Annotated in this window: 21 protein-coding genes; 5 read left to right on the top strand and 16 right to left on the bottom strand. The window is 50.3% G+C overall.

Annotation, left to right across the window (positions count from 1 at the left end; all coding sequences use genetic code 11):
• Positions 1-249 precede the first annotated feature (249 nt).
• From RCO25_RS02775 to RCO25_RS02785, 3 genes are read left to right on the top strand one after another with little or no spacing between them, the layout of a single operon-like run.
• Entirely contained in the window at positions 250-459 is a 210-nt protein-coding gene (locus RCO25_RS02775) for a hypothetical protein (protein ID WP_308994615.1), read from the top strand.
• Positions 449-1,714: a DNA polymerase IV gene (locus RCO25_RS02780; protein ID WP_308994616.1), complete on the top strand. Its 1,266-nt coding sequence runs from the start codon at positions 449-451 to the stop codon at positions 1,712-1,714. Before RCO25_RS02775 ends, RCO25_RS02780 begins: the two co-directional genes overlap by 11 nt.
• Complete coding sequence (locus tag RCO25_RS02785) at positions 1,711-2,037, top strand: YolD-like family protein (RefSeq protein ID WP_308994617.1); 327 nt, start codon at positions 1,711-1,713, stop codon at positions 2,035-2,037. Before RCO25_RS02780 ends, RCO25_RS02785 begins: the two co-directional genes overlap by 4 nt.
• Before the next feature lie 86 nt (positions 2,038-2,123).
• On the opposite strand, the gene RCO25_RS02790 is transcribed toward RCO25_RS02785, so the two are convergent.
• Both RCO25_RS02790 and RCO25_RS02795 read right to left on the bottom strand, forming a co-directional pair.
• Entirely contained in the window at positions 2,124-2,990 is an 867-nt protein-coding gene (locus RCO25_RS02790) for a hypothetical protein (protein ID WP_308994618.1), read from the bottom strand.
• Between the two features lie 131 nt (positions 2,991-3,121).
• Complete coding sequence (locus tag RCO25_RS02795; RefSeq protein WP_308994619.1) at positions 3,122-4,414, bottom strand: DUF2515 domain-containing protein; 1,293 nt, start codon at positions 4,412-4,414, stop codon at positions 3,122-3,124.
• 170 nt (positions 4,415-4,584) lie between these two features.
• Between RCO25_RS02795 and RCO25_RS02800 the strand changes: the two genes are divergently transcribed.
• On the top strand, positions 4,585-5,280 hold the full coding sequence (locus RCO25_RS02800) for an SOS response-associated peptidase (protein WP_308994620.1): 696 nt from the start codon (positions 4,585-4,587) through the stop codon (positions 5,278-5,280).
• Between the two features lie 60 nt (positions 5,281-5,340).
• Here RCO25_RS02800 and RCO25_RS02805 read toward each other — a convergent pair whose 3' ends face one another.
• From RCO25_RS02805 to RCO25_RS02825, 5 genes are all read right to left on the bottom strand, one after another.
• Positions 5,341-5,628: a stage VI sporulation protein F gene (locus RCO25_RS02805; RefSeq protein ID WP_183561882.1), complete on the bottom strand. Its 288-nt coding sequence runs from the start codon at positions 5,626-5,628 to the stop codon at positions 5,341-5,343.
• 70 nt (positions 5,629-5,698) lie between these two features.
• Entirely contained in the window at positions 5,699-7,750 is a 2,052-nt protein-coding gene (gene recG / locus RCO25_RS02810; protein WP_308994733.1) for an ATP-dependent DNA helicase RecG, read from the bottom strand.
• A 7-nt stretch (positions 7,751-7,757) separates the two neighbouring features.
• Positions 7,758-8,612, bottom strand: a complete 855-nt coding sequence (locus tag RCO25_RS02815) for a DegV family protein (protein ID WP_308994621.1) — start codon at positions 8,610-8,612, stop codon at positions 7,758-7,760.
• 34 nt (positions 8,613-8,646) lie between these two features.
• On the bottom strand, positions 8,647-10,374 hold the full coding sequence (locus tag RCO25_RS02820) for a DAK2 domain-containing protein (RefSeq protein ID WP_308994734.1): 1,728 nt from the start codon (positions 10,372-10,374) through the stop codon (positions 8,647-8,649).
• 56 nt (positions 10,375-10,430) lie between these two features.
• Entirely contained in the window at positions 10,431-10,790 is a 360-nt protein-coding gene (locus tag RCO25_RS02825) for an Asp23/Gls24 family envelope stress response protein (protein ID WP_308994622.1), read from the bottom strand.
• A gap of 292 nt (positions 10,791-11,082) precedes the next feature.
• Here RCO25_RS02825 and rpmB point away from each other — a divergent pair, with 292 nt between their 5' ends.
• Positions 11,083-11,271 carry a 50S ribosomal protein L28 gene (gene rpmB, locus RCO25_RS02830; protein ID WP_053375639.1) on the top strand — a complete coding sequence of 63 codons (189 nt, stop codon included), beginning with the start codon at positions 11,083-11,085 and terminating at the stop codon, positions 11,269-11,271.
• A gap of 97 nt (positions 11,272-11,368) precedes the next feature.
• On the opposite strand, the gene spoVM is transcribed toward rpmB, so the two are convergent.
• The 9 genes from spoVM to def form a co-directional block, all read right to left on the bottom strand.
• On the bottom strand, positions 11,369-11,449 hold the full coding sequence (gene spoVM, locus RCO25_RS02835; RefSeq protein ID WP_010345573.1) for a stage V sporulation protein SpoVM: 81 nt from the start codon (positions 11,447-11,449) through the stop codon (positions 11,369-11,371).
• Between the two features lie 408 nt (positions 11,450-11,857).
• Entirely contained in the window at positions 11,858-12,502 is a 645-nt protein-coding gene (gene rpe / locus RCO25_RS02840; RefSeq protein WP_308994623.1) for a ribulose-phosphate 3-epimerase, read from the bottom strand.
• A 5-nt stretch (positions 12,503-12,507) separates the two neighbouring features.
• Positions 12,508-13,476: a ribosome small subunit-dependent GTPase A gene (gene rsgA / locus RCO25_RS02845; protein WP_308994624.1), complete on the bottom strand. Its 969-nt coding sequence runs from the start codon at positions 13,474-13,476 to the stop codon at positions 12,508-12,510.
• Entirely contained in the window at positions 13,433-15,526 is a 2,094-nt protein-coding gene (gene pknB / locus RCO25_RS02850) for a Stk1 family PASTA domain-containing Ser/Thr kinase (RefSeq protein WP_308994625.1), read from the bottom strand. Before pknB ends, rsgA begins: the two co-directional genes overlap by 44 nt.
• Before the next feature lie 5 nt (positions 15,527-15,531).
• Positions 15,532-16,293 (bottom strand): Stp1/IreP family PP2C-type Ser/Thr phosphatase, encoded by a 762-nt coding sequence (locus tag RCO25_RS02855; RefSeq protein ID WP_308994626.1) that lies wholly within the window; start codon positions 16,291-16,293, stop codon positions 15,532-15,534.
• Positions 16,294-16,300: 7 nt separating this feature from the next.
• Positions 16,301-17,347, bottom strand: coding sequence for a dual-specificity RNA methyltransferase RlmN (gene rlmN / locus RCO25_RS02860; RefSeq protein ID WP_308994627.1), 1,047 nt, complete (start codon positions 17,345-17,347; stop codon positions 16,301-16,303).
• A 100-nt stretch (positions 17,348-17,447) separates the two neighbouring features.
• Positions 17,448-18,962 carry a 16S rRNA (cytosine(967)-C(5))-methyltransferase RsmB gene (gene rsmB, locus RCO25_RS02865; RefSeq protein WP_308994628.1) on the bottom strand — a complete coding sequence of 505 codons (1,515 nt, stop codon included), beginning with the start codon at positions 18,960-18,962 and terminating at the stop codon, positions 17,448-17,450.
• Positions 18,959-19,912 (bottom strand): methionyl-tRNA formyltransferase, encoded by a 954-nt coding sequence (gene fmt / locus RCO25_RS02870; RefSeq protein ID WP_308994629.1) that lies wholly within the window; start codon positions 19,910-19,912, stop codon positions 18,959-18,961. Before fmt ends, rsmB begins: the two co-directional genes overlap by 4 nt.
• A gap of 4 nt (positions 19,913-19,916) precedes the next feature.
• Positions 19,917-20,402 (bottom strand): peptide deformylase, encoded by a 486-nt coding sequence (def, locus tag RCO25_RS02875; RefSeq protein ID WP_308994630.1) that lies wholly within the window; start codon positions 20,400-20,402, stop codon positions 19,917-19,919.
• Positions 20,403-20,421: the final 19 nt, after the last annotated feature.

The following is a 20,421-nucleotide window of genomic DNA, read 5'->3' on the forward strand; positions in this document are numbered from 1 at the left end:
CCCTCTTCCTCGTATGATTTCATTCGCACCCGGCAGCATACGAATTGCATTCTTACCCTCAGGAAACTTACCCCCTCGGAGATCGAATCCGGACTTATATCCCTCGTCGAGTACGCAAATTGGCTTCCTGCTGTCCCGATGAACCAACAACCAGCCCTTGTCAAAAATAACCACAAAAATCCTGTAGTATACGAACTCATGTTCTGTATATAATAAGAACAAACGTTCTTACCTTGAAGGAGGAGCATCATGACATTGGAAAAATGGTTCAATACGATCGGTTGTGTCGTTGATGTCATTTATATAAGCAAAAAAGGAGTGTTTACGAAGCGGAGAATTCGGGTTCTCTCGGTCAGAGACGGCTATATCAGAGCCTTTTGTCTCGACTCCGGCGCACAGCGCGTCTTTCTCGCAGCTAATGTATTAGCGGCAGAGCTGGTGAGCCGCGATGTCTCCTAATAAAGTGATTATGCTTGCAGATTGCCAATCCTTTTATGCATCCGTCGAGAAGGCGGAGCATCCCGAGTACCACGATTTTCCGCTTGTCGTTGCGGGGGATCCCGAGCGCCGATCAGGCATTATTTTGGCAGCTTGCCCCATCGCCAAGTCATTTGGGGTAACGACGGCCGAGCGGCTCGGCGATTCGCTTGCGAAATGCCCGAATTTAGTCATCATCCGGCCGCGAATGCAGCTGTACATTGACATTTCGATGACGATTACGCGCATTTACCAAGCTTATACCGACCTCGTTGAGCCCTATTCCATCGATGAGCAGTTTCTCGATGTGACAGGCTCGCTCCATTTATACGGCTCGCCGGAGGAGCTGGCGCATCACATCCAAACCCGCATTCAAGCCGAGCTTGGCATATACACCCGCTTCGGCATTGCGGAGAACAAAATGTTAGCGAAGACGGCCTGTGACAACTACGCGAAGAAAAACGATTCCGGGATCTATATTTTGACAAAAGAAAAGCTTCCTGAAACACTATGGACCCTGCCCATTTCCAAGATGTTCATGGTCGGCAGCCGGATGACGAGGCATTTTCAGTTCATGGGGCTGGAGACAATCGGCAAGCTCGCCGCGACGCCGCTTGATAAGCTGAAGCTGATGATGCGCCGCAAGCTTGGCAAAAACTCTGATATCAACGCGGAGTTATACTGGAATATCGCCAATGGAATCGATAATAGCCCCGTTACCCCGGGGACGCATGAGGTCGCTCCGAAGGCGGTAGGGCATATGATGACGCTGCCGCGCGACTATGGAACGCTTGAGGAAATCAAGGTCGTGCTGCTCGAGCTGACTGAGCTCGTATGCCAGCGCTGCCGAGGCAAAGGGTATATGGGGCATGTCGTTTCGGTTGGCTTGATGGGCGCCGATTATGATCGGCCGACCGGCTTCAGCCGGCAAATGAAAATGGACGATCCAACGAACATCACCAATCAGGTTTATCGCGCCGCCATCCAGCTGGTGCTGCGGCACTGGGACGGCTATCCGGTGAGGAAGGTTGGCGTCAGCCTGTCGCAATTTTCCCAGGATGACGAATATCAGCTTTCTTTATTCGACACGCAGCGCGAGAAAACAATGGCGCTTGAGAAAGCGACGGACGCCCTGAAGCAAAAGTACGGAGACGCCGTTATTTTGAGAGCGGTGTCCGTTACGCCGGCCGGTCAAGCGCTCCATCGCTCGGAGAAGATCGGAGGACATTACAAATGAGAAAAAAGCTTGTAGGAAACGGGCTTTGGGAATCTAGCCGCATGATGCTGCCCGAGCACAAGGTCGCGATTAATGAGCATGAGAAGAGTTTACGGCTGCGGGAGCGCGTGGAGCTTGACGAGCAGGAATGGGAGCATGTGGCCCGCTCCGTGACGGAGTCGCTGCAGCTGCAGCAGCCGATTGCGCTCCGTTTGTTCCACCCGCTCGAAGAGCTCGCGGTCATCGGCATCGTAGAACGGATTGACCAGCTGAAAGGCCGCTTCATGGTCGATGGCGAGTGGTTCTCGATTCAGGATATTGAAGGCGTGTCTGTTCAGGAATAATAAGTCTGACCCATTTTATAAACAAAGCGGCAGCCTTGGCCTGATTAATCGGGCCAAGGGCTGCCGGAATGAATGGAGTATTATGGCTACAAACTTTTATCAATAAAATTTTTTTGACGCAGCATAAGGATGGCAGGCACTAATGCGGCAAGGAAACAGCCAGCGGCAAGAACGGGAAGCAGGGACCACTCAAAAATAGAATTTCCAAGATACGTTTGCCAGCCGGTCAATGCTAATCCAAGCAAATAAGTGGCACCGGTTATATGAATCGACGTTCGCCGAACGGGAGAAGTAAGCGATTGGCGTTCAGTCAGCCAGGCTACAAAAGGCAGAGCCTGCAGCGCATGGAAACCGAGCCCATGGAGCCAAATAATATTTCCGTGCAGGCCAACGAGCCGCCCTTGGTTAAAAGAAATCCAGAGCCCCGCCGCAAAGGAGACCATGATCGCAATCATCGCATAACGAATACTGAACACAAGCTCCGGACGGATCAAGTAAGCTTTTTTACGGAAATATTGAATAGCCAAGAAGCCATAAAACAATACCAGCAAAAGTGCAACTAATGTAAAGATTGAACCGACAGCTACATCAAAAGCTGTTCCGTTCTGTACGAACCTCGGATTTACTCCGCGGAAATTTTGAACGGTTTCTGCAAAATAGGAATAAAACGCCAGTACAATATAGGACCATCGAAAAAAACCTTTACTCTTCTTCCCCATTCCCGAAAATGGAAGGACTGCCGCCGTGGATAGCAAAAATATGCCCAGAGCAGCATTAAAGGAAAATGCTTTCAATACATCCCCGTCCGGGGCTACGGCTCCCCCGTTCAGCATTCCCCATACCCCGCATATCCCCGCAAGCAAAAATCCGAGCAGTCCGGTAAGCACCAAGGACTTCTCTCCTTCAAAAAACTTGACTGCCGGATGCAGTCCGCTACCTGTTTGATTATTCAATTTAAACACCCTTCCTGTCATGAGTTGATGACTCTCACTTTACAGGAAGGATATTACATCTTTAACGGACGCAGGTTTGATTTCTATTTGAACCTGCAGGATGGTTTTGTACTCGACTTAAGTATAGGACTTCATTTCCCCCGCTGCATCGCGAGCACCGCCAGTTCGATCTTGTTCAGCATGAGACCGTATTCATTCGTAATCTCGAAGGAATGGGGCAATGGCAGCTTTTGGAAATACGGCCACACCTCGTTTACCGATTTGAACCAATCGCCAGTATCCGGGGCCTCTAGCGGCTGATCGCTCCACGCTGCGCCCAGCTCCGGACTGTACAGCGGTTCCGCCCCCAGCCTCAATCGCCCGCCAAGCAGGCGCTCCTTATAGATGCTCTGAGGAAGCTGATGGCGCACGCGTGAGAACATATGCGGCGCATAGTCCGCACGCGATCCTGTATGCTTTACGGCGCCTGCAAAGCATCTCGCGCCTTCATACACACGCGGAATGCCAAACAGCATCGCATACAGGCGCTTGCCGAATTCAATCCGCTCCGGTAAATTTTCGAACTGTTCCAGAATAAGACCTGAGAGCTTCAGTACGGAGACTCCTTCGCCTCTTGCTTGCCCTGTTCCATAAGGAAAAATAACGCCGTTCAGCTGAAGCAGGGACTGCAGTCCAAAAAATAACGTATGCAGCACTTTTTCGCGATAATACGGATGCTGCACGACCCGCTGCTCGATATAATGCTGCTCATTTACGATTAACGCAATCGTTAGCGGCACTGCGTCTCGATCTCGCCAGAACTGCTTCCAGACAGGTGCCATGAACACCGATACGCCAAAGGCAGGCAGCAAATGGAACAAGCTCCTTCCCTCGCGCCGGCTCCACTCGTACAACAGCAGCTGAGGATATGCATCTTGAAAAATCAAAGCGTTTGCCTGCTCTAAAAATCGGAACACCGCCTCCCTCTGCTCTGCATTCAGCAGCCAAGGAAGCCACTCTCCTTGCAAATCTGTCATATTCCAGCCGCCATTGCGGGATACCATATGGGCAAGCAGCGCCCAATGCAGCTCTGGCGTACGGAAGTATACGTTACGGTAAGCTTCTGTACGCGTCACATTATTACGGTTGCAGGCAGCCGTCTCCGCGCGGATTCGCGCAACGAGTGCGTGGTCCCGTTCTTTCCAGCCTTCTGCCGCCGCAGGGTCAGGGAATACGCTCTGTTTAGACCATGCATGCTTTAGCTTCGCAGCAGTCGAAATCGAGAGCTGAAGCGGAATCGCCTCCGCCATCATCGCATGCGATGCACTCATGGCCGCCCATTTTCCCGCCGCATAGTCAAGCGCCGCGCCAGGAAGCGCCAGCAGCTGCCGGAGCCAGTAGCCGAATGACCGGCGGTATGTTCTTACCCCATTCTTATTGCCCATCGTAAGCGCCCCTGTTCAACGTCATTGACTATATGAAGCTTGATGCTCGCATCATCCTATATAACCAGTATTTGCCACCATACTGATCGTCATACCGTGTATGCAACATATGCGCCGCAGCTGACCGCGTTGTATAATAAAAGCAAGCATAAGGGAAGGAGACAGCAGTCATGTGCGGAAGATACACACTCACCGTCACGCTGGAGGAGCTGATGGTTAGATATATGATCGGGGAGACAATGGTGCCGTTTCACCGTCCAAAATATAATATAGCTCCGAGCCAGCAGGTGCTGACGATCATAAACGATGGGCAGAGCAACCGATTAGGAGAGCTAAAATGGGGACTTGTTCCGCCTTGGGCTGACAATCCAAAGATTGGCTTTCAGATGCTTAACGCTCGCTCTGAGACGGCGGCCAGCAAGCCAGCCTTCCAGAAGCCGCTGCAGCGCAAGCGCTGCCTCATACCGGCCGACGGGTTTTATGAGTGGAAAGCGACGGCGCAGGGGAAGCAGCCTATGCGAATCGTGCTGAAGAGCCGGGCACTGTTCAGTATGGCCGGTCTCTTTGAGACATGGATATCGCCTGAGGGAACAAAAATCAACAGCTGCACGATTTTAACAACAACCCCCAATGAGCTCGTTGCCCCTATACATGATCGTATGCCGGTTATTTTGCGTCCTGAGGACGAGCAGCTCTGGTTAAATCGCGCGGTAACTGACATCGCAGCGCTGACGCCCTTGTTTAAACCCTACAGGGCAGAAGAGCTCGAGGCGTATACGGTTTCCGCTGCTGTCGGAAGTGTCCGCAATGATGAGCCTTCATTAATTGAACCTTATAAAGCCGATGAGCAGCTGGAGCTATGGTAGCCGCCAAGAACAGCGCTGAGGCCGCTGCACGGAACAAAAAAAATCGCTGACCTCAAGCGGTCAGCGAAACATTCCCCAAAGCTTCAACAAGTGAAACGTGTTGTTGGGATCGATTTTTTGCCCCATGACAAAAGCAACGATCTGGTCCTCCTGCGTATCGGTAAGCTGTTCCTGCAAAATAACCGCTGCTGCCTTCACAAGCTTCCTCACCTTTGGCCGATCCTGCAAATCATACTTCGTCACATTTCCCAGCAGCTGCCTGATACGATCCTTAACAACTGGGTTTTTCATTTTGTATTTGATGCGCTCGACCAACTGCGGCCGAATTCCATAGTTTTGGTAACTCACTGCCTCGACACCTCCATCCGGCAATCCCGTCACATTGTTAAACTATATGCCGAGAGGAGGGAATTATTGCCTAGTCCAGCTGTTCGCCTTGAAAAAATTGATCCTTACGCAAAACGCTTCGTACTCTCTCAAAGGAGTCATTTGACCAAAAATCATCGCGTTCGGTCATTTCAGCGGCATCTTCCCTAGCAAGCTCGAGCATCTCATAGTCTGCTACCATATCCGCTAAACGGAATTCAGGCAGCCCGCTTTGCTTCGTGCCAAAAAAATCACCAGGACCGCGAATTTCCAGATCGCGCCTAGACACTTCAAAGCCATCATCCGTATCCGTCATGACCTTCATGCGCTCACGCCCGGTTTCCGACTTCGGATCGGCTACCAGAATACAATGCGACTGATGCTCGCCCCGGCCAACCCTCCCCCGCAGTTGATGCAGCTGGGACAAGCCGAAGCGCTCCGCGTCCATAATGATCATGAGCGTCGCATTAGGCACGTCCACGCCAACCTCGACCACAGTTGTCGCCACCAGCACATGCGTTTCGTTTGCGCCGAAGGCGCCCATGACCGTTTCCTTCTCCGCTGCCGATAACCGGCCGTGCAATAAACCGACGCGCAGATCTGGAAACGACTGCTGTGTCTGCACGTAAAGGTCAATCGCATTTTGAACGTCAAGCTTCTCTGATTCTTCAATCAAAGGACAAATAATATAAGCCTGCCGGCCTTTGTTTACCTCTTTCCGAATAAAGCCCAGCACACGCTCCATCATGGTGTGCTTTACCCAATACGTCTTGATCGGCTTACGTCCATGCGGGCGCTCGCGAATCGTCGACACATCCATATCTCCAAACGCCGTAATCGCCATCGTTCTCGGGATTGGTGTAGCGGTCATCGTAAGCACATCGGGATTCATTCCTTTTCGGCGCAGAACGCTTCGTTGGTTGACGCCGAAACGATGCTGCTCGTCAACGACCACGAGTCCCAAGCTGCGAAAAAAAACATCATCCTGAATAAGCGCATGCGTGCCGACAACGATATCGATAATTCCCATCTGCATCCCGGCGAGTACATCCCTCCGTTTGCGATCAGTCAGACTGCCCGTTAGCAGGGCCACCTGGATACCGAGCTCTGCAAACATTCTCGTGAGCGATCGCATATGCTGATCGGCCAGTATTTCGGTCGGCACCATCAAAGCGCCTTGATGCCCGGACTTAACCGCACAATAAAGAGCAATCGCGGAGACGACCGTTTTACCTGAGCCAACGTCTCCCTGCAGCAGACGGTTCATGCATGAGGGCCTTCTCATATCGACGCAGATTTCATTAACGACCTTCTTCTGCGCATCCGTCAGTTCAAACGGCAATGTAGCGGCAAATTGACGGATCGTCTCGCTCTCAATACGGTGTGCAATACCGTCATTGCGCTTGCGGTTAAGCGCTCGGTAAGCTTGCAGCTTAAGCTGGAACAAGAAGAGCTCCTCATAAACCAGCCTTCTGCGGGCCTCCTGCCCTTCCTTCGTATCATCGGGTAGATGAATGCGCTGCACGGCGTCCCGCCTAGCCATCAAATCATGCTGGCGGACAAGCACCTGCGGCAGCAGCTCTTCTATCATCATTCCATATTGTGTCAAGGCTTGGCGGACCGTTTTCCGCATCCAAGGCTGCGTAATGCTTCCCCCGACGGAGTATACAGGCTGAAGTGTTCCCGTCTTCGCAGCACCGCCGCTGCCTGGAAATTCCGAGTCTGATACCGTCATTTGCAGGCGCTGCTGTTCCCACTTGCCGGTCAGCATAATCTCTCGGCCAATGGTCAGCTGATCCTGCAGAAAATGCCGATTAAACCAGACTGCCGTAACCAGCCATTGCCCGATCTCTACTTTACAAGTCAGTCTTGATTTGCTTTTGCCATAGCGCTGCAATAAGGGAATGCCCCTGACATGCCCCAGCACCGTCACTTTTTCGCCTTCCTTGACATCTGTCAGCTCGCGAATTCGATAATCCTCATAACGAAACGGAAAATAATCGAGGATATCAGCAACAGTTTTAACGCCAAAGGCGTGAAGCTCCTGTTCCTTAGGAGCACTCACGCCTTTGATTTGCCGAACAGAAATTTGATCCAGCGTCATCATAATATCACATCCTGTACATAAACACGGCTGATGCGCCTGGTCCGGTGTGTGTTCCGATAACCGCGCCAATCGTCGTCCAGTTAATCGCTTGTACATTGAATTGGCTCTTTAGAAGCTCACAAAGCTCCTCTGCCGTATCCTTGCGGAAAGAGTAAGCCATTGTTATGCCAACCGGCTCATCGCCGTACGTCTGCTTCAGCAGCTCTATGATACGCGCCATCGCTTTCTTGGTACCGCGTACTTTATCAACCGCAAGCACGACACCTTCCGAATCCAATGACAAAATAGGTTTAATATTAAGGATCGAACCGATCAACGCCGAGGCTTTCCCGATCCGACCGCCCTTCTGCAAATATTCCAATGTATCAACAAGAAAATATAAATTCATATCGCGCTCAAGCTGCTCGATCGCCGCTATAATCCGTTCCTTTGATTCCCCTGCTTGCGCCATTTCCGCCGCTTTTACGACACGCATCCCAAACCCGTAAGACGCCGACCTGGAGTCCAGAATCGTAATATCAGCTTCTTCCTCCAGCATAGAATGTGCGATGACCGCTGACTGAAAGGTCCCGCTGAGCGCCGCTGATAAATGAAGTGAAATAATAGGGGAATCAGCGTCTTCTGCGAGCAGCCGCCCGTATACATCTGAGAACTCAAGCGGCGATGGCTGCGATGTGGTGGGGAGCACAGCAGACTGTGCTAGCTTTTCATAGAATTGCTCCGATTTTATCGTCACCGAGTCTAGAAATGTCTCTTCGCCAAAGAGCACCTTGAGGGGAACAATGGATATCCCCAAACGCTCTTTAACTTCATCCGGAATGTCGGCCGTGCTATCCGTTACGATTCGGACCTTCCCCATTGTCATACCCTCCCAGCATTATACGTATATAGCTTTATTCCAAGGCAAAAACATAAGGATAGAGCGGTTGTCCGCCCTTTTGCACTTCTAGCTCCAGCTCAGGATACTGCTCCCCTACCCATTCGCAAAGCGATGCCGTCTCCGCAGCATCCGCTTCCTCGCCGGATAGAATCGTTAACAAATCTCCGGAGGAATCCATCATGCTCGCGATAAGCGTTTGGCAGGCTTCCAGTAAGCTCGCATTCGATACAACGATCGTTTTCTCCTTAATGCCGATATAATCGCCTTCGTGGATGTCCACGCCTTCAATGGTCGTATCCCGTACAGCCTTCGTTACCTGCCCCGAGATAACTTGTTCCGCGGCATTTTTCATCCAAACACTGTTGCGCTCAGCCGTTTCTTCTTCTTTAAAAGCAAGAACCGCCGCCAAGCCCTGCGGAATCGTACGGGTTGGGATTACGGTAACGCTTCGCTCGCTAAGCTCAGCAGCCTGTTCAGCCGCCAAAATAATATTTCCGTTATTCGGAAGTATGTAAATGTGATCCGCTGACAAAGCCTCGATTGCTTTTACAAAATCCTCGGTGCTCGGATTCATCGTTTGGCCGCCAGACAACACCGTATCTACTTCATTTTCCAGGAAAATATCAGCAATCCCTTCGCCTAACGCGACTGCGATAATGCCAAAAGGCGCCTTTTCGAACACTTGTCCCGGCGGAACCCCTTGAACCGCTTGACCTGCAAGCAGCTCAGCCGCAGAAAAGTCTGCAACGCTCGTATCCAATTGCTCATGCTCGAGCAAATCACGATGCTGCTCACGCATGTTGAGGATATGGATATCGGTTAATTCTCCGTGAGGAAGTGATAGATTAAGAACATCCCCCGGTTTGCGCGAGTGCACATGCACCTTGATAATATCGTCTTCCGTAATGACTAATATAGAATCGCCGTCTTTGCTAAGCGCGCGTTTGTAAGCGGATTCATCAAAAAACGCTCCCGCTTGGCCGGACAGCTTGCGATTAATAAAAAATTCCATGTCATATAAAAATTCGATAGCTTCCGTCGATAAACGTGATTGCGCCGAGGTTGGCTCTTGCTTACGAACGGGAGGAGCAGTAGTAGGAACAGCTACCTCTTCAGGCGGAGCCGCTTCTGAAGCCATGGAAAAGGAATCAAGCTGCCCGTCAACATCGATAAGGCTGCGTAAGAAACCTTCATAAATAAATACGAGACCTTGTCCGCCAGAATCGACTACGCCAACCTGTTTTAGCACTGGCAATAGATCAGGCGTACGCTGGAGTGCCTCATATGCCTTATGGTGAACCTCCTGCATCAGCTCAGCGACATCGTTTGTTCTGCGGGCATACTGTACGGCATGCTTGGCAGCTTCCTTGGCAACGGTAAGAATCGTTCCTTCTACTGGTTTTACGACAGCTTTATAAGCGAGGTCAACACCGTATTGCAAAGCAGCGGCAAGCTGTACCGTTCCAGCCTCTTCAAGACCGGCAAGCGATCTGGAGAAACCTCGGAACAGCTGCGACAGAATAACGCCAGAGTTTCCGCGAGCGCCCATCAGCAGCCCTTTGGATAAAGCCTCTGTCGCCTTCCCAATGCTGTTTGACGGCTTGCTGCGGAGCTCGCGAACGCCGGAGGACATCGTTAAATTCATGTTTGTTCCCGTGTCGCCATCCGGCACTGGAAATACATTTAAGGCGTTAACGTGCTCTGCGTTACGCTGTAAATAATCCGCGCCGAGCAGTGCCATTGCGGCAAAATCAGATCCGTTTATAAAGCGCTTACTCAACGAAAGTTCCCTCCCTGTTACTTAAGTACCCTGACATCCTGCACAATTATATGGACTTCTTCCACTTGTAGACCGATCACGTCATTCAGCACATATTTTACTTTGGATTGAATATTATGCGCTACCTCGGAAATTTTTGTTCCATAGCTTACGATGATGTAGAGGTCAATATGCAATTTTTCATTTACCCGTCTAACTTCAACGCCGCGAGTTAGATTATCTCGTCCGAGCAACTCGGCAATTCCGTCCTTCAGCTGTTTGCGAGAAGCCATTCCGACAAGTCCATAACAATCCATGGCCGCAGAGCCGGCAATAATGGCTATGCAATGGTCAGAAACATGTATGGAACCGAGTTCGGTGCTTAGCTGCAGTGACATGGAAATACACTCCCTTACTGTATATATTATGGACTAAGTATCATTGTACTATAAACGGCTCCTTTATAGAAGTCCGATCAAAAAATCCAGTCTTTCTGAGGGTTTGCAAGCTATAAATGCCATGAAAAAAGGCCTTGTCTGTATATTTAGGTTGAACAGAACCAATGTTTATGATACGATATTCAAGTGTGTTTAAATGTTATTTCGCTTACGAATGAAGTTTTCCTCACGCATAACGAGCCATACTTATGGAATCAGTTTTGCTCACGCAAGATTTAAAGGAGGTGTAGTCATGTCCCGCAAATGTTTTCTTACAGGTAAAGCACCTGGTAAAGGTAACAACGTTTCCCACGCAAACAACAAAACTCGTCGTTCTTGGGGCGTAAACGTGCAAAAGGTTCGCATCTTGGTTGACGGTAAACCGAAACGTGTTTATGTTAGCACTCGCGCACTGAAAGCCGGTAAAGTTACCCGCGTATAATGATGGCTTTGGCCATAGACAAAAGCACCTGAGCGCTCAGGTGCTTTTCTTTTACTTTTACACGATCACGGCCGAAGGGTGCCCTGCAGCATCTGACCTAATTTTTTTGGAAGGTATTCAAAATCGCCTTTACGAATCCGCCCAAAAATTTAGGCAGTTTGATTGTATAAAATTTCATGCCTCATCCCTCCTCAGACACGCTCATCGAATTTATCCGTGACAAAATTCCTACGCTCATGTAAACATCCTATGCGTCATCAGTTCGTCCTATTCCAATGAGGGCCTGCGGGGAAAGCGTATTAAGCGCCCGTTATTGTGTCCGAATGATCTCTTAAAAAGATAAAAGCAGAAACGACAATAGCGAGTAACAAATAAAAAATAATCGACAATACAAAAAAGGTTATGCGAAGTCCAAGCGTTTCGAATCTCCGAAAAAAACGTATGCCTATGTATAAAGCTAACAATGAAAAGAGATACCGGTAAAAATCCTCGATAAGAGAAAAAACCGTCAGCATAAGGCCTGCTAAAAACGTGTAGCCCAAAAGCCAAAACGTCGTTTTTAATCGCTCATTCATCATTCCGGCCCCTAACGCAATACCGCGATTGCTGCTGCACGGTCCTCTTCTGAAAACACCGCATTCCCAGCCACAAGAACGTTGGCTCCAGCTTCGCGAATGACTGCTGCCGTCGTTGAATTCACGCCTCCATCAACCTGTACGTGAACGTCATCCAGCCCCTGTTCCTCAAGCATGGCACGCAGCTGCCGCAGCTTTACAAGCGAGTAAGGGATAAACTTCTGACCGCCGAATCCCGGATTAACCGTCATGATAAGCACAAGGTCAAGATCATGCAAAATCGGCTCCAACACAGAAACAGGTGTTGCCGGATTTATGGCTACGCCAGCCGGCAAGCCCTTTTCCTTAATATAATGAATGGTTCTATGCAAATGCACGCAGGCCTCGGCATGCACCGTAATTCGATCCGCTCCCGCTGCAATATAGTCTGCGATGGATAGCTCTGGACGCTCAATCATAAGATGCACGTCAAATGGCAGCTTGGTCGCTGATCTTATCGCGGAAATGACCGGCGGTCCAAAGGTTAGATTGGGAACGAAATGTCCATCCATTACATCGACGTGAATCCAATCTGCTCCTGCCGCTTCCACGGCTTGAACTTCCTCTCCAAGCCGTGCGAAATTAGCCGATAATATGGAAGGGGCAATAATTGTCATAGTTGTTAGTACCTCCGTTTTTTCTCTTTCATCTCTGCTAAAAACAGCAGATAATGATCATGTCTGCTTTTCTCGATTTCTCCGTTCTCAACCGCAGCCAGCACGGCGCAGCCTGGTTCTTGGACATGCGTGCAGCCGCGAAACTTGCAGCTTGGTGAAAGCTCGCGCATTTCAACAAAGCAGTAGCCTAAATCTTCAACACCCAACTCCTGGAAATCCAGCTGGCTAAACCCTGGCGTATCAGCAACCAAACCGCCGCCGATTTCAATCAGCTCGACATGCCTGGTCGTATGTTTGCCGCGCCCCAGCCTATTGCTGATTTCATTGGTCTCAAGCTGTAGGCCTGGAACAATGGCATTAAGCAGCGATGACTTACCTACGCCTGATTGACCGGCAAATACGGCCATATGGCCCTGCAGCCGCTCTTGAAACGGAGCAATGCCCTCGCCTAGGCGAGAGCTTGTCCCATATACTTCATAACCAAGCGGACGGTAAATACGGTTAACGGAGGCAGCCGCAGCTTGCGCCTCCTCCGTTTCCAAACCGTCATTTTCTAGATCCTGTTTGCTTAAACAAAGTACCGCAGGAATACCTGCATGCTCGATATGAACAAGAAACTTATCGAGCAGCTGCAAATTCAGCGCAGGTTCCGTCACCGAAAATACGAGAATGGCAAGATCAATGTTAGCGACTGGTGGACGAATAAGCTCCGACGAGCGGGGTAGAAGCTCCTCTACGGTGCCCTCCCCGTTCTCCGTTAAGCTGTACATAACGACATCGCCAACTAAGGGCGACAGTCCTTTATTCTTAAACACACCGCGTGCCCGGCATTGGATCGTTACGGAATCCGATGCTGTGTCATCCGCTCGTACATAATAATAGCCGCTCAACGCTTTTACTATCGTGCCCTTAAGATGACCTTCTTTGCTATTATGGCTGCTGTTCTTGTTGCTGCTCTTCTTCAATTGGCTCATCGCTATCGGTAACCTCCGCTTGTGCTGGCTCATCTGTAGCCTGCACTTCTTCACCCGGAATGGTCAAGGTGGATGAATTTGAACCCTGCTTTAGTTCTTCATACGTGATCGTCTTGGTATCGATAAACTGGTTGTCGCGATAGACCGTCACTCTCGCTTCCGTATCCGGCGCAACGACAACAGTCACAGGGAAGGTCTGCGTATCGGTAATTTGGCGTTTATCCCATTCGATATTCTCACCGCGCGCGTCGGAGTATTCAATTCGAATTTCACTGGTTTTGCCTGCTTCCGCAGGTGAAATCGTAATATTGAATTGATGCTCTAACGCATCAGCCGGCGGTCCAGAACTTACCCGAATGGACAACTTCGCCCCTTTGGAGACTTGATCCTTCGGTTTATATGGATCTTGGCTAATGACATAATTTTTCTGATGCAAATAGCTCGGCTCATATAAAATATCAGCGTCATCGAGCGTCAGTTCGTTTGCCTTAATCAAATCCTTTGCCTCATCTAGGCTCTTGCCTATCAAATTCGGCATCGGAACGGTCTCGCGGCCCTTGCTGACCATGAAATTGAATTCAACCGATTCAGGATTGTACTGTTCACCCGCCTTTGGCGACTGTTGAACAATCATATCCGGAGATTCCTCGCTGAACACCGTATCAATCACGATCTGATCCTCGGTGATGCCCAATGCGCCGAGCTCATCAATCGCTGTCTGAAGTGATTTCCCGACATAATTGCCAAGCTCCTCCAGCTTCGGACCGTCGCTGACCGAAATTTGGATCAACGAACCTTCCTTGACCCTCATATTCGCCTTCGATTGACTAATTACCTGGTCCTTCGGTATTTCTTTATTATGCTCATGAATAACAGGATCTTCCACTTTAAGCCCTGCGCCTTCAATCATCTCCCGAGCTTCGGTTTCAGTCTTGCCCACGACATAAGGCACGTTTACCTCTGCGACATCCAGAACACCGAGCAGCCAGATAAAGCCCCAAATGATTAACCCCAGAATACCGAGCGTGACGCCAACAACAGCGAGCGGTTTTTTCCAGCCCTTCGACTTCAGGGCTTGCTCGTTCTCATGCTCCCCCTCGACTGCCGCAACTTTCGGCCGTTCGCGCTCTTTGGGGTCTGCTGGCCTGATATCGCCGCGAATAGCGGGCATTACACGCGTTTCTTCCATATCGTTAACATGTATAAACGTTATTTTGGGTTCCTTTAAACGTTCAGGACGAAGACAGGTATCCAAGTCGAGCTGCATTTCATGGGCTGAGCCATAACGCTCGCTCGGATTTTTGCGCATCGCTTTTAGGATGACATTTTCCACGCTTTGCGGAATATGCGGATTAACGACCCTTGGCTCCTCGAAATTTTCCTGCAGATGCTTCAAAGCTACGCTGATCGGGCTTTCCCCCAGAAACGGCAGCTTTGCCGTCAGCATCTGATAAAGCACGATGCCTAGTGAATATAAATCCGATTTTTCTCCGGTATTAACCCCTTTGGCATGTTCTGGAGAAAAATAGTGAACCGATCCGATAACCGATCCCGTCTGTGTTATGGTCGATGATGTAACCGCCCGTGCGATACCGAAATCGGTTACCTTCACTCGTCCGTTTTTACCTATGAGTATATTATGAGGCTTAATATCACGATGTATAATATGATTTTGATGGGCATGATCAAGCGCATCAGCAATTTGCATGGCAATACGCACCGATTCATCTGTCTGCAACGGCGCACGCTCTTGTATAATTTCGTTCAAATTGTGGCCTTCAATATATTCCATAACGATATAATGCGTATCATCTTCTTGTCCTACATCATAAATGCTGACGACGTTCGGATGAGATAGCGCAGCTGCCGACTGTGCTTCACGACGGAATCGGCGAATAAATTCCTCGTCATGCACAAATTGCTGCCGCAGCACTTTTACCGCGACCTTTCGATTCAGCAGCACATCATGCGCTTTATATACAAGCGCCATTCCGCCTCCGCCGATACGTGTCAAAATTTCATAACGTCCGCCTAAATCCTGTCCGATCATCCTTGTCACCCCTCTCGATTCGTGCTAGGCGCTTCTTGCAGCAGAACGACTGTAATATTGTCGTCTCCGCCGGCATGGAGCGCAAGCTGAATGAGATGATCAGCTTTTGCTTCAAGCTCCAGCTGCTCCGTCGAGACCGTCTGCAGCATTTGCTGCTCGCTCACCATATTCGATAAGCCGTCGCTGCATAGCAGCAGGACGTCATGCGGGGACCATTCCACGGATTGAACCTCGATGTCCACATGGGAATCCGTTCCGACTGCGCGAGTCAGCACGTTGCGTCTTGGATGATGTGCCGCTTCTTCGGGGCTAAGCTGGCCGGATTTGACCAATTCATTTACAAGCGTATGGTCATTCGTGATTTGGGTAATAACGCCTTCCTTAATTTTGTAAGCGCGGCTGTCGCCTACATGTCCGATAATAGCGTTGTCCTGCTTTACCAATGCTGCAACAATCGTGGTCCCCATATTGTGGTAATTTTCATTACGGGATGCCAACTCAAATACAGCTTCATTCGCTTTCGAAATCGCTTGACGAATCAGCATTTTCCCTTCTTGCAAGGACAAATCAGCTTTCGCTGCACTCTGCTCCAGCATGCTGCGAAACGCATCAACGGCCTTCTGGCTAGCTACGTCCCCAGCCTGATGACCGCCCATGCCATCGGCTACGATGGCAAGGGTTACCCCGTTATTCAATTGACTTACCCATGATTGGTCTTCATTGACATGACGAACCCGTCCGATGTCACTGCGGTTAGCCGTTAACAATCAATCATCACCTCGCCTGAGACTCCATATGTTTCGCTCTTAATTGGCCGCAGGCAGCCGCGATATCATGGCCTTGCTCCCTGCGAATCGTTACGCTCACTTTATTCCGCTCCAGTACGCGCTGGAATTCAAAAATATCCTCGCGCGGCGTCCGAACATAATTTCGTTCAGGGACATGGTTTACAGGAATTAAATTAACGTGGCATAACATGCCTTGAAGTACATCAGCAAGCTCTTGCGCATGCTCCGCGCGGTCGTTCACTCCGCCAATCAAGGCGTACTCAAACGTAATTCTCCGGCCAGTTTTCGCGATATAGTTATGGCAAGCCGCCATAACGTCATCAAATGGAAAACGGCGGTTAACCGGCATCAGCTTCGAACGCAGCGCATCATTCGGCGCATGGATCGATAGGGCAAGGTTAATTTGAGTATTTTCCTCTGCGAATTTATACATGCTTGGTACAATTCCACTCGTAGAAACCGTAATGTGGCGTTGACCGATGTTTAGCCCTTTTTCGTGAATCATAATACGCAGGAAAGCCATCGTTGCATCATAGTTTTCAAAAGGCTCTCCAGAGCCCATGATGACGATACTGGATACGCGCTCGCCTGTTGCGTCAAGCATTTGCTGAGCAGTAACAACTTGAGCAACAATTTCTCCCGCTGTCAGGTTACGCTTCAAGCCGCCTAGCGTTGATGCGCAAAACGTACAGCCGATTCGGCATCCGACCTGAGTCGTCACGCAGATGCTATTGCCGTAATTATGACGCATAATAACCGTTTCGATCGCGTGCGCGTCATGCAGACCGAATAGAAACTTGACAGTGCCGTCCTTCGATTCGAATTTCGTAATTTCGCTAAGCGTAATAATCTGGAAGTTCTCCTCGAGCTTATCGCGAAGCGCCTTGGATAGGTTAGACATATCTTCAAAGCTCTTTACACGCTTCACATAAAGCCAATCAAACAACTGTCCGCCGCGGAATACCGGCTCGTCGTTATCTTTCATCCACTGTTGAAGCTGTTCGAGCGTGTAGTCATATATGCATGGTTTCATTTCATCACACCTGTACCTTATAGTAGGGCGGACCAAGCGTTCTGGTTCCAGCCATCGATTTATTTTACCACAAACGCCCATGTTCAGCCATAAGCGCGGTTTATGGACGCTTTACCATCCTTGCAATGTAAAAACCGTCGCTGTCAAAATGCTGCGGAAGCAGCTGCGCTTGACCATCGAAATGCTCATCGATTGCGCCTGCTTTCATCAACTGATCCACAATGGCTTCCGGCCAGTTGCGATCCAATTCATACTCAGGATGCTCCTGTAGGAACCGGGCGACCTGCTGCTCGTTCTCGTCTTTCTCGATCGTGCATGTGCTGTAAACGAGCACTCCCCCAGGGCGAACCAAATCGCATACAGCGTTTAATAAACGCTGCTGAATGGCAGCGATATCCGAAACATCGCCGGCAGTTTTGGTCCATTTGATCTCCGGCTTGCGTTTAATAACGCCAAATCCGGAACAAGGAGCATCGAGTAACACAGCATCCATCGATTGCGGCTTGAAGCGGCCAGCCAGCTTAAGTGCATCCTCGGTAATGGCTTCGACATTGCGAAGCTTCAAACGCTCGGACTGAGTCACGATCAAATCGCGCTTATGCGCGTGCAAATCGTTAGCCCATACCTTGCCCTTGCCATCCATTAATTCAGCCAAATGCGTGCTCTTTCCGCCGGGTGCAGCGCAGCAATCCAGCACCTGCATGCCGGCTGTAGGCGCAACCACCTCAGCAACCAGCATCGAGCTTTCATCCTGCACAGACCACAGCCCTTCGCGGAAACCGTCAGTATCAGCAAGATTGCCGCCTCGCTGAATAGTTATACCTCCTGGCGCAATAATAGATGACTCGGCCTCAAAGCCTGCTTCTTTCAAAAGCGCAATGGCTTCTTCGCGGCTAACCTTTAATCGATTAGCACGCAGGCTTGTATGCGGATGGTCATTCCCCGCCGCACAGATTTCTTCTGCCTTTTCCGCTCCGTAGGCTGTTACCCAGCGGCTTACCAGCCATTCCGGATACGAATGGCGAAGAGCAATTTGAACGACAGGGTCAGCATGCTTGATCTCGAGAGCCTGCAGTTCCGTCCGGCCGCGGTCAATGCTGCGCAATACACCGTTTACCATGCCGGAAATACCCGAATGCCCGCGTTTCTTCGCTATGGTTACTGCTTCATTCACAGCTGCGTGCGCAGGTATGCGATCTAAATATAGCAACTGGTATGCGCTCATTCGAAGCAGCTGATGAACCCATGGCTCAAGCTTATGTAGACCTTTCGAAACGAATCGGTTTAACCAATAGTCAAGCGTTGCTTGACGCTGGATTGTCCCATATACGAGCTCTGTTACCAGCCCCGCGTCCGCACGCTGCAAGCCGGCATCCTGCAGTGTCCGATTGAGCTGCAAATTACTGTATGCTCCAGTCTGAGCAACCTTAACCAATGTATCCATCGCCAGCTCGCGCGGCGATTTCGCTTTGCGGGTTCCCTGCTGCGGCGGTGTCTGGCCAGCCTGAGCGGGTCTGCCGTCGGAAGTTGGACGCTTATGGCCGTTTCTTGCTTTAGGCTTGCCTTTTGCGCCATTACCATTGTTGCCCGTTTTTTTCGTGCTGCTCTCCGTCATGCTGTACCTCCATCGCCAAGCAGCGTGCCTGCTTCAAGGCGTGCGCCTTTCAGCCAATCTGCCGCGCTCATCGCTCGTTTGCCTGCTGGCTGAATTTCTTTCAATACTAGCACGCCCTCGCCAGTCTGGACATGAATGCCGCTGCTGTCCGATGCAAGAACGGTTCCTGGTGCAGCAGCTTCTTTTGAAGCAGCGGCTGAAGGCACGGCGCACTGCCATAACTTAAATACTTCTCCATTCAAATAGGTAAAAGCACCAGCCATCGGCGACAAGCCCCGGACCTGATTAAAAATCGCGCGAGCCGGTTTCGTCCAATCGATACGCTCATCCTCACGCGTTAAGTTGGGTGCGTAGGTTGCTTCCTCATTCTGCTGCGGAACGGCCTTTGCTTCTCCCAAAATAATGGACGGCAGCGTTTGTCCAAGCAGCTCCGCCCCGGCAAGACTGAGTTTCTCAAACATGGTCCCGGATGTATCCTCGTCACCTATCGGCAGTTCGACAACGCTGATCATATCGCCGGTGTCCAAGCCTTCCGCCATATACATAATCGTAACGCCAGTCGAGCTCTCGCCGTTAATGATAGAGCGCTGGATAGGAGCGCCGCCGCGATATTTCGGCAGCAAAGAGCCATGCACGTTAATACAGCCAAGGCGTGGAATATCAAGCAGCGCCTTCGGCAAAATTTGGCCGTAGGCAGCCGTAACAATCAGGTCCGGCTTCAGCTCGGCTACCGCTGCAACGGCGTCTGCATTGCGCATCCGCTCAGGCTGGAGCACAGGCAGATTGAATGACAACGCCGCTTCCTTTACAGGCGGCGGCGTTAGCGTTTTTTTGCGGCCCTTCGGCCGATCAGGCTGTGTGACCACAGCAACAACATTGTACTGCTGCTCCAAGAGCAGCTTCAAAGAGGGAACGGCAAATTCCGGCGTTCCCATAAATACGATACGCATGAAGCTATTCGCCGCCTTTTCTAGCTCTTTCCGAAATGTCGTAGATGCTCTCCGCCAAATCGGTAAACAAAATACCGTTCAAATGGTCGACTTCGTGTTGGAACGCACGGGCAAAATAGCCCTTCGCTTCGACCGTAAACGTCTTTCCGCTGCTATCTTGTCCAGTAACCACGATGCGGTCTGCACGCAGCACATCGCCGTTTAGATTGGGTATGCTCAGGCAGCCTTCAGGACCAAGCTGCTCGCCTTCTTGCTCAACGATAACAGGGTTTACCATTTCGACTAAACCATTCTCATCGCCCACATCCACAACAATAATCCGTTTCGAAATCCCAATTTGCGGCGCCGCAAGGCCTACGCCCTCTGCGTCGTACATCGTATCGGCCATATCCTTAAGCAGTTTTTGCAAATTTGAATTAAATTTCGTTACTTCCTTTGCCACTTCCCGCAATACCGGGTCCGGCTCTTTCACAATTATACGGATACTCATTGTATTCCCTTCCTTTACG

The sequence above is a fragment of the Paenibacillus sp. LHD-38 genome, from assembly GCF_031157315.1.
Classification (GTDB): Bacteria; Bacillota; Bacilli; order Paenibacillales; family Paenibacillaceae; genus Pristimantibacillus.

Excerpts from the sequence above, each read along its gene's own strand:
- RCO25_RS02775 (WP_308994615.1), top strand. The coding sequence starts at position 250 with ATGACATTGGAAAAATGGTTCAATACGATCGGTTGTGTCGTTGATGTC.
- RCO25_RS02780 (WP_308994616.1), top strand. The coding sequence starts at position 449 with ATGTCTCCTAATAAAGTGATTATGCTTGCAGATTGCCAATCCTTTTAT.
- RCO25_RS02785 (WP_308994617.1), top strand. The coding sequence starts at position 1,711 with ATGAGAAAAAAGCTTGTAGGAAACGGGCTTTGGGAATCTAGCCGCATG.
- RCO25_RS02795 (WP_308994619.1), bottom strand. The coding sequence starts at position 4,414 with ATGGGCAATAAGAATGGGGTAAGAACATACCGCCGGTCATTCGGCTAC.
- RCO25_RS02800 (WP_308994620.1), top strand. The coding sequence starts at position 4,585 with ATGTGCGGAAGATACACACTCACCGTCACGCTGGAGGAGCTGATGGTT.
- recG (WP_308994733.1), bottom strand. The coding sequence starts at position 7,750 with ATGACGCTGGATCAAATTTCTGTTCGGCAAATCAAAGGCGTGAGTGCT.
- RCO25_RS02815 (WP_308994621.1), bottom strand. The coding sequence starts at position 8,612 with ATGGGGAAGGTCCGAATCGTAACGGATAGCACGGCCGACATTCCGGAT.
- RCO25_RS02820 (WP_308994734.1), bottom strand. The coding sequence starts at position 10,374 with ATGGCACTGCTCGGCGCGGATTATTTACAGCGTAACGCAGAGCACGTT.
- RCO25_RS02825 (WP_308994622.1), bottom strand. The coding sequence starts at position 10,790 with ATGTCACTGCAGCTAAGCACCGAACTCGGTTCCATACATGTTTCTGAC.
- rpmB (WP_053375639.1), top strand. The coding sequence starts at position 11,083 with ATGTCCCGCAAATGTTTTCTTACAGGTAAAGCACCTGGTAAAGGTAAC.
- spoVM (WP_010345573.1), bottom strand. The coding sequence starts at position 11,449 with ATGAAATTTTATACAATCAAACTGCCTAAATTTTTGGGCGGATTCGTA.
- rpe (WP_308994623.1), bottom strand. The coding sequence starts at position 12,502 with ATGACAATTATTGCCCCTTCCATATTATCGGCTAATTTCGCACGGCTT.
- rsgA (WP_308994624.1), bottom strand. The coding sequence starts at position 13,476 with ATGAGCCAATTGAAGAAGAGCAGCAACAAGAACAGCAGCCATAATAGC.
- pknB (WP_308994625.1), bottom strand. The coding sequence starts at position 15,526 with ATGATCGGACAGGATTTAGGCGGACGTTATGAAATTTTGACACGTATC.
- rlmN (WP_308994627.1), bottom strand. The coding sequence starts at position 17,347 with ATGAAACCATGCATATATGACTACACGCTCGAACAGCTTCAACAGTGG.
- rsmB (WP_308994628.1), bottom strand. The coding sequence starts at position 18,962 with ATGACGGAGAGCAGCACGAAAAAAACGGGCAACAATGGTAATGGCGCA.
- fmt (WP_308994629.1), bottom strand. The coding sequence starts at position 19,912 with ATGCGTATCGTATTTATGGGAACGCCGGAATTTGCCGTTCCCTCTTTG.
- def (WP_308994630.1), bottom strand. The coding sequence starts at position 20,402 with ATGAGTATCCGTATAATTGTGAAAGAGCCGGACCCGGTATTGCGGGAA.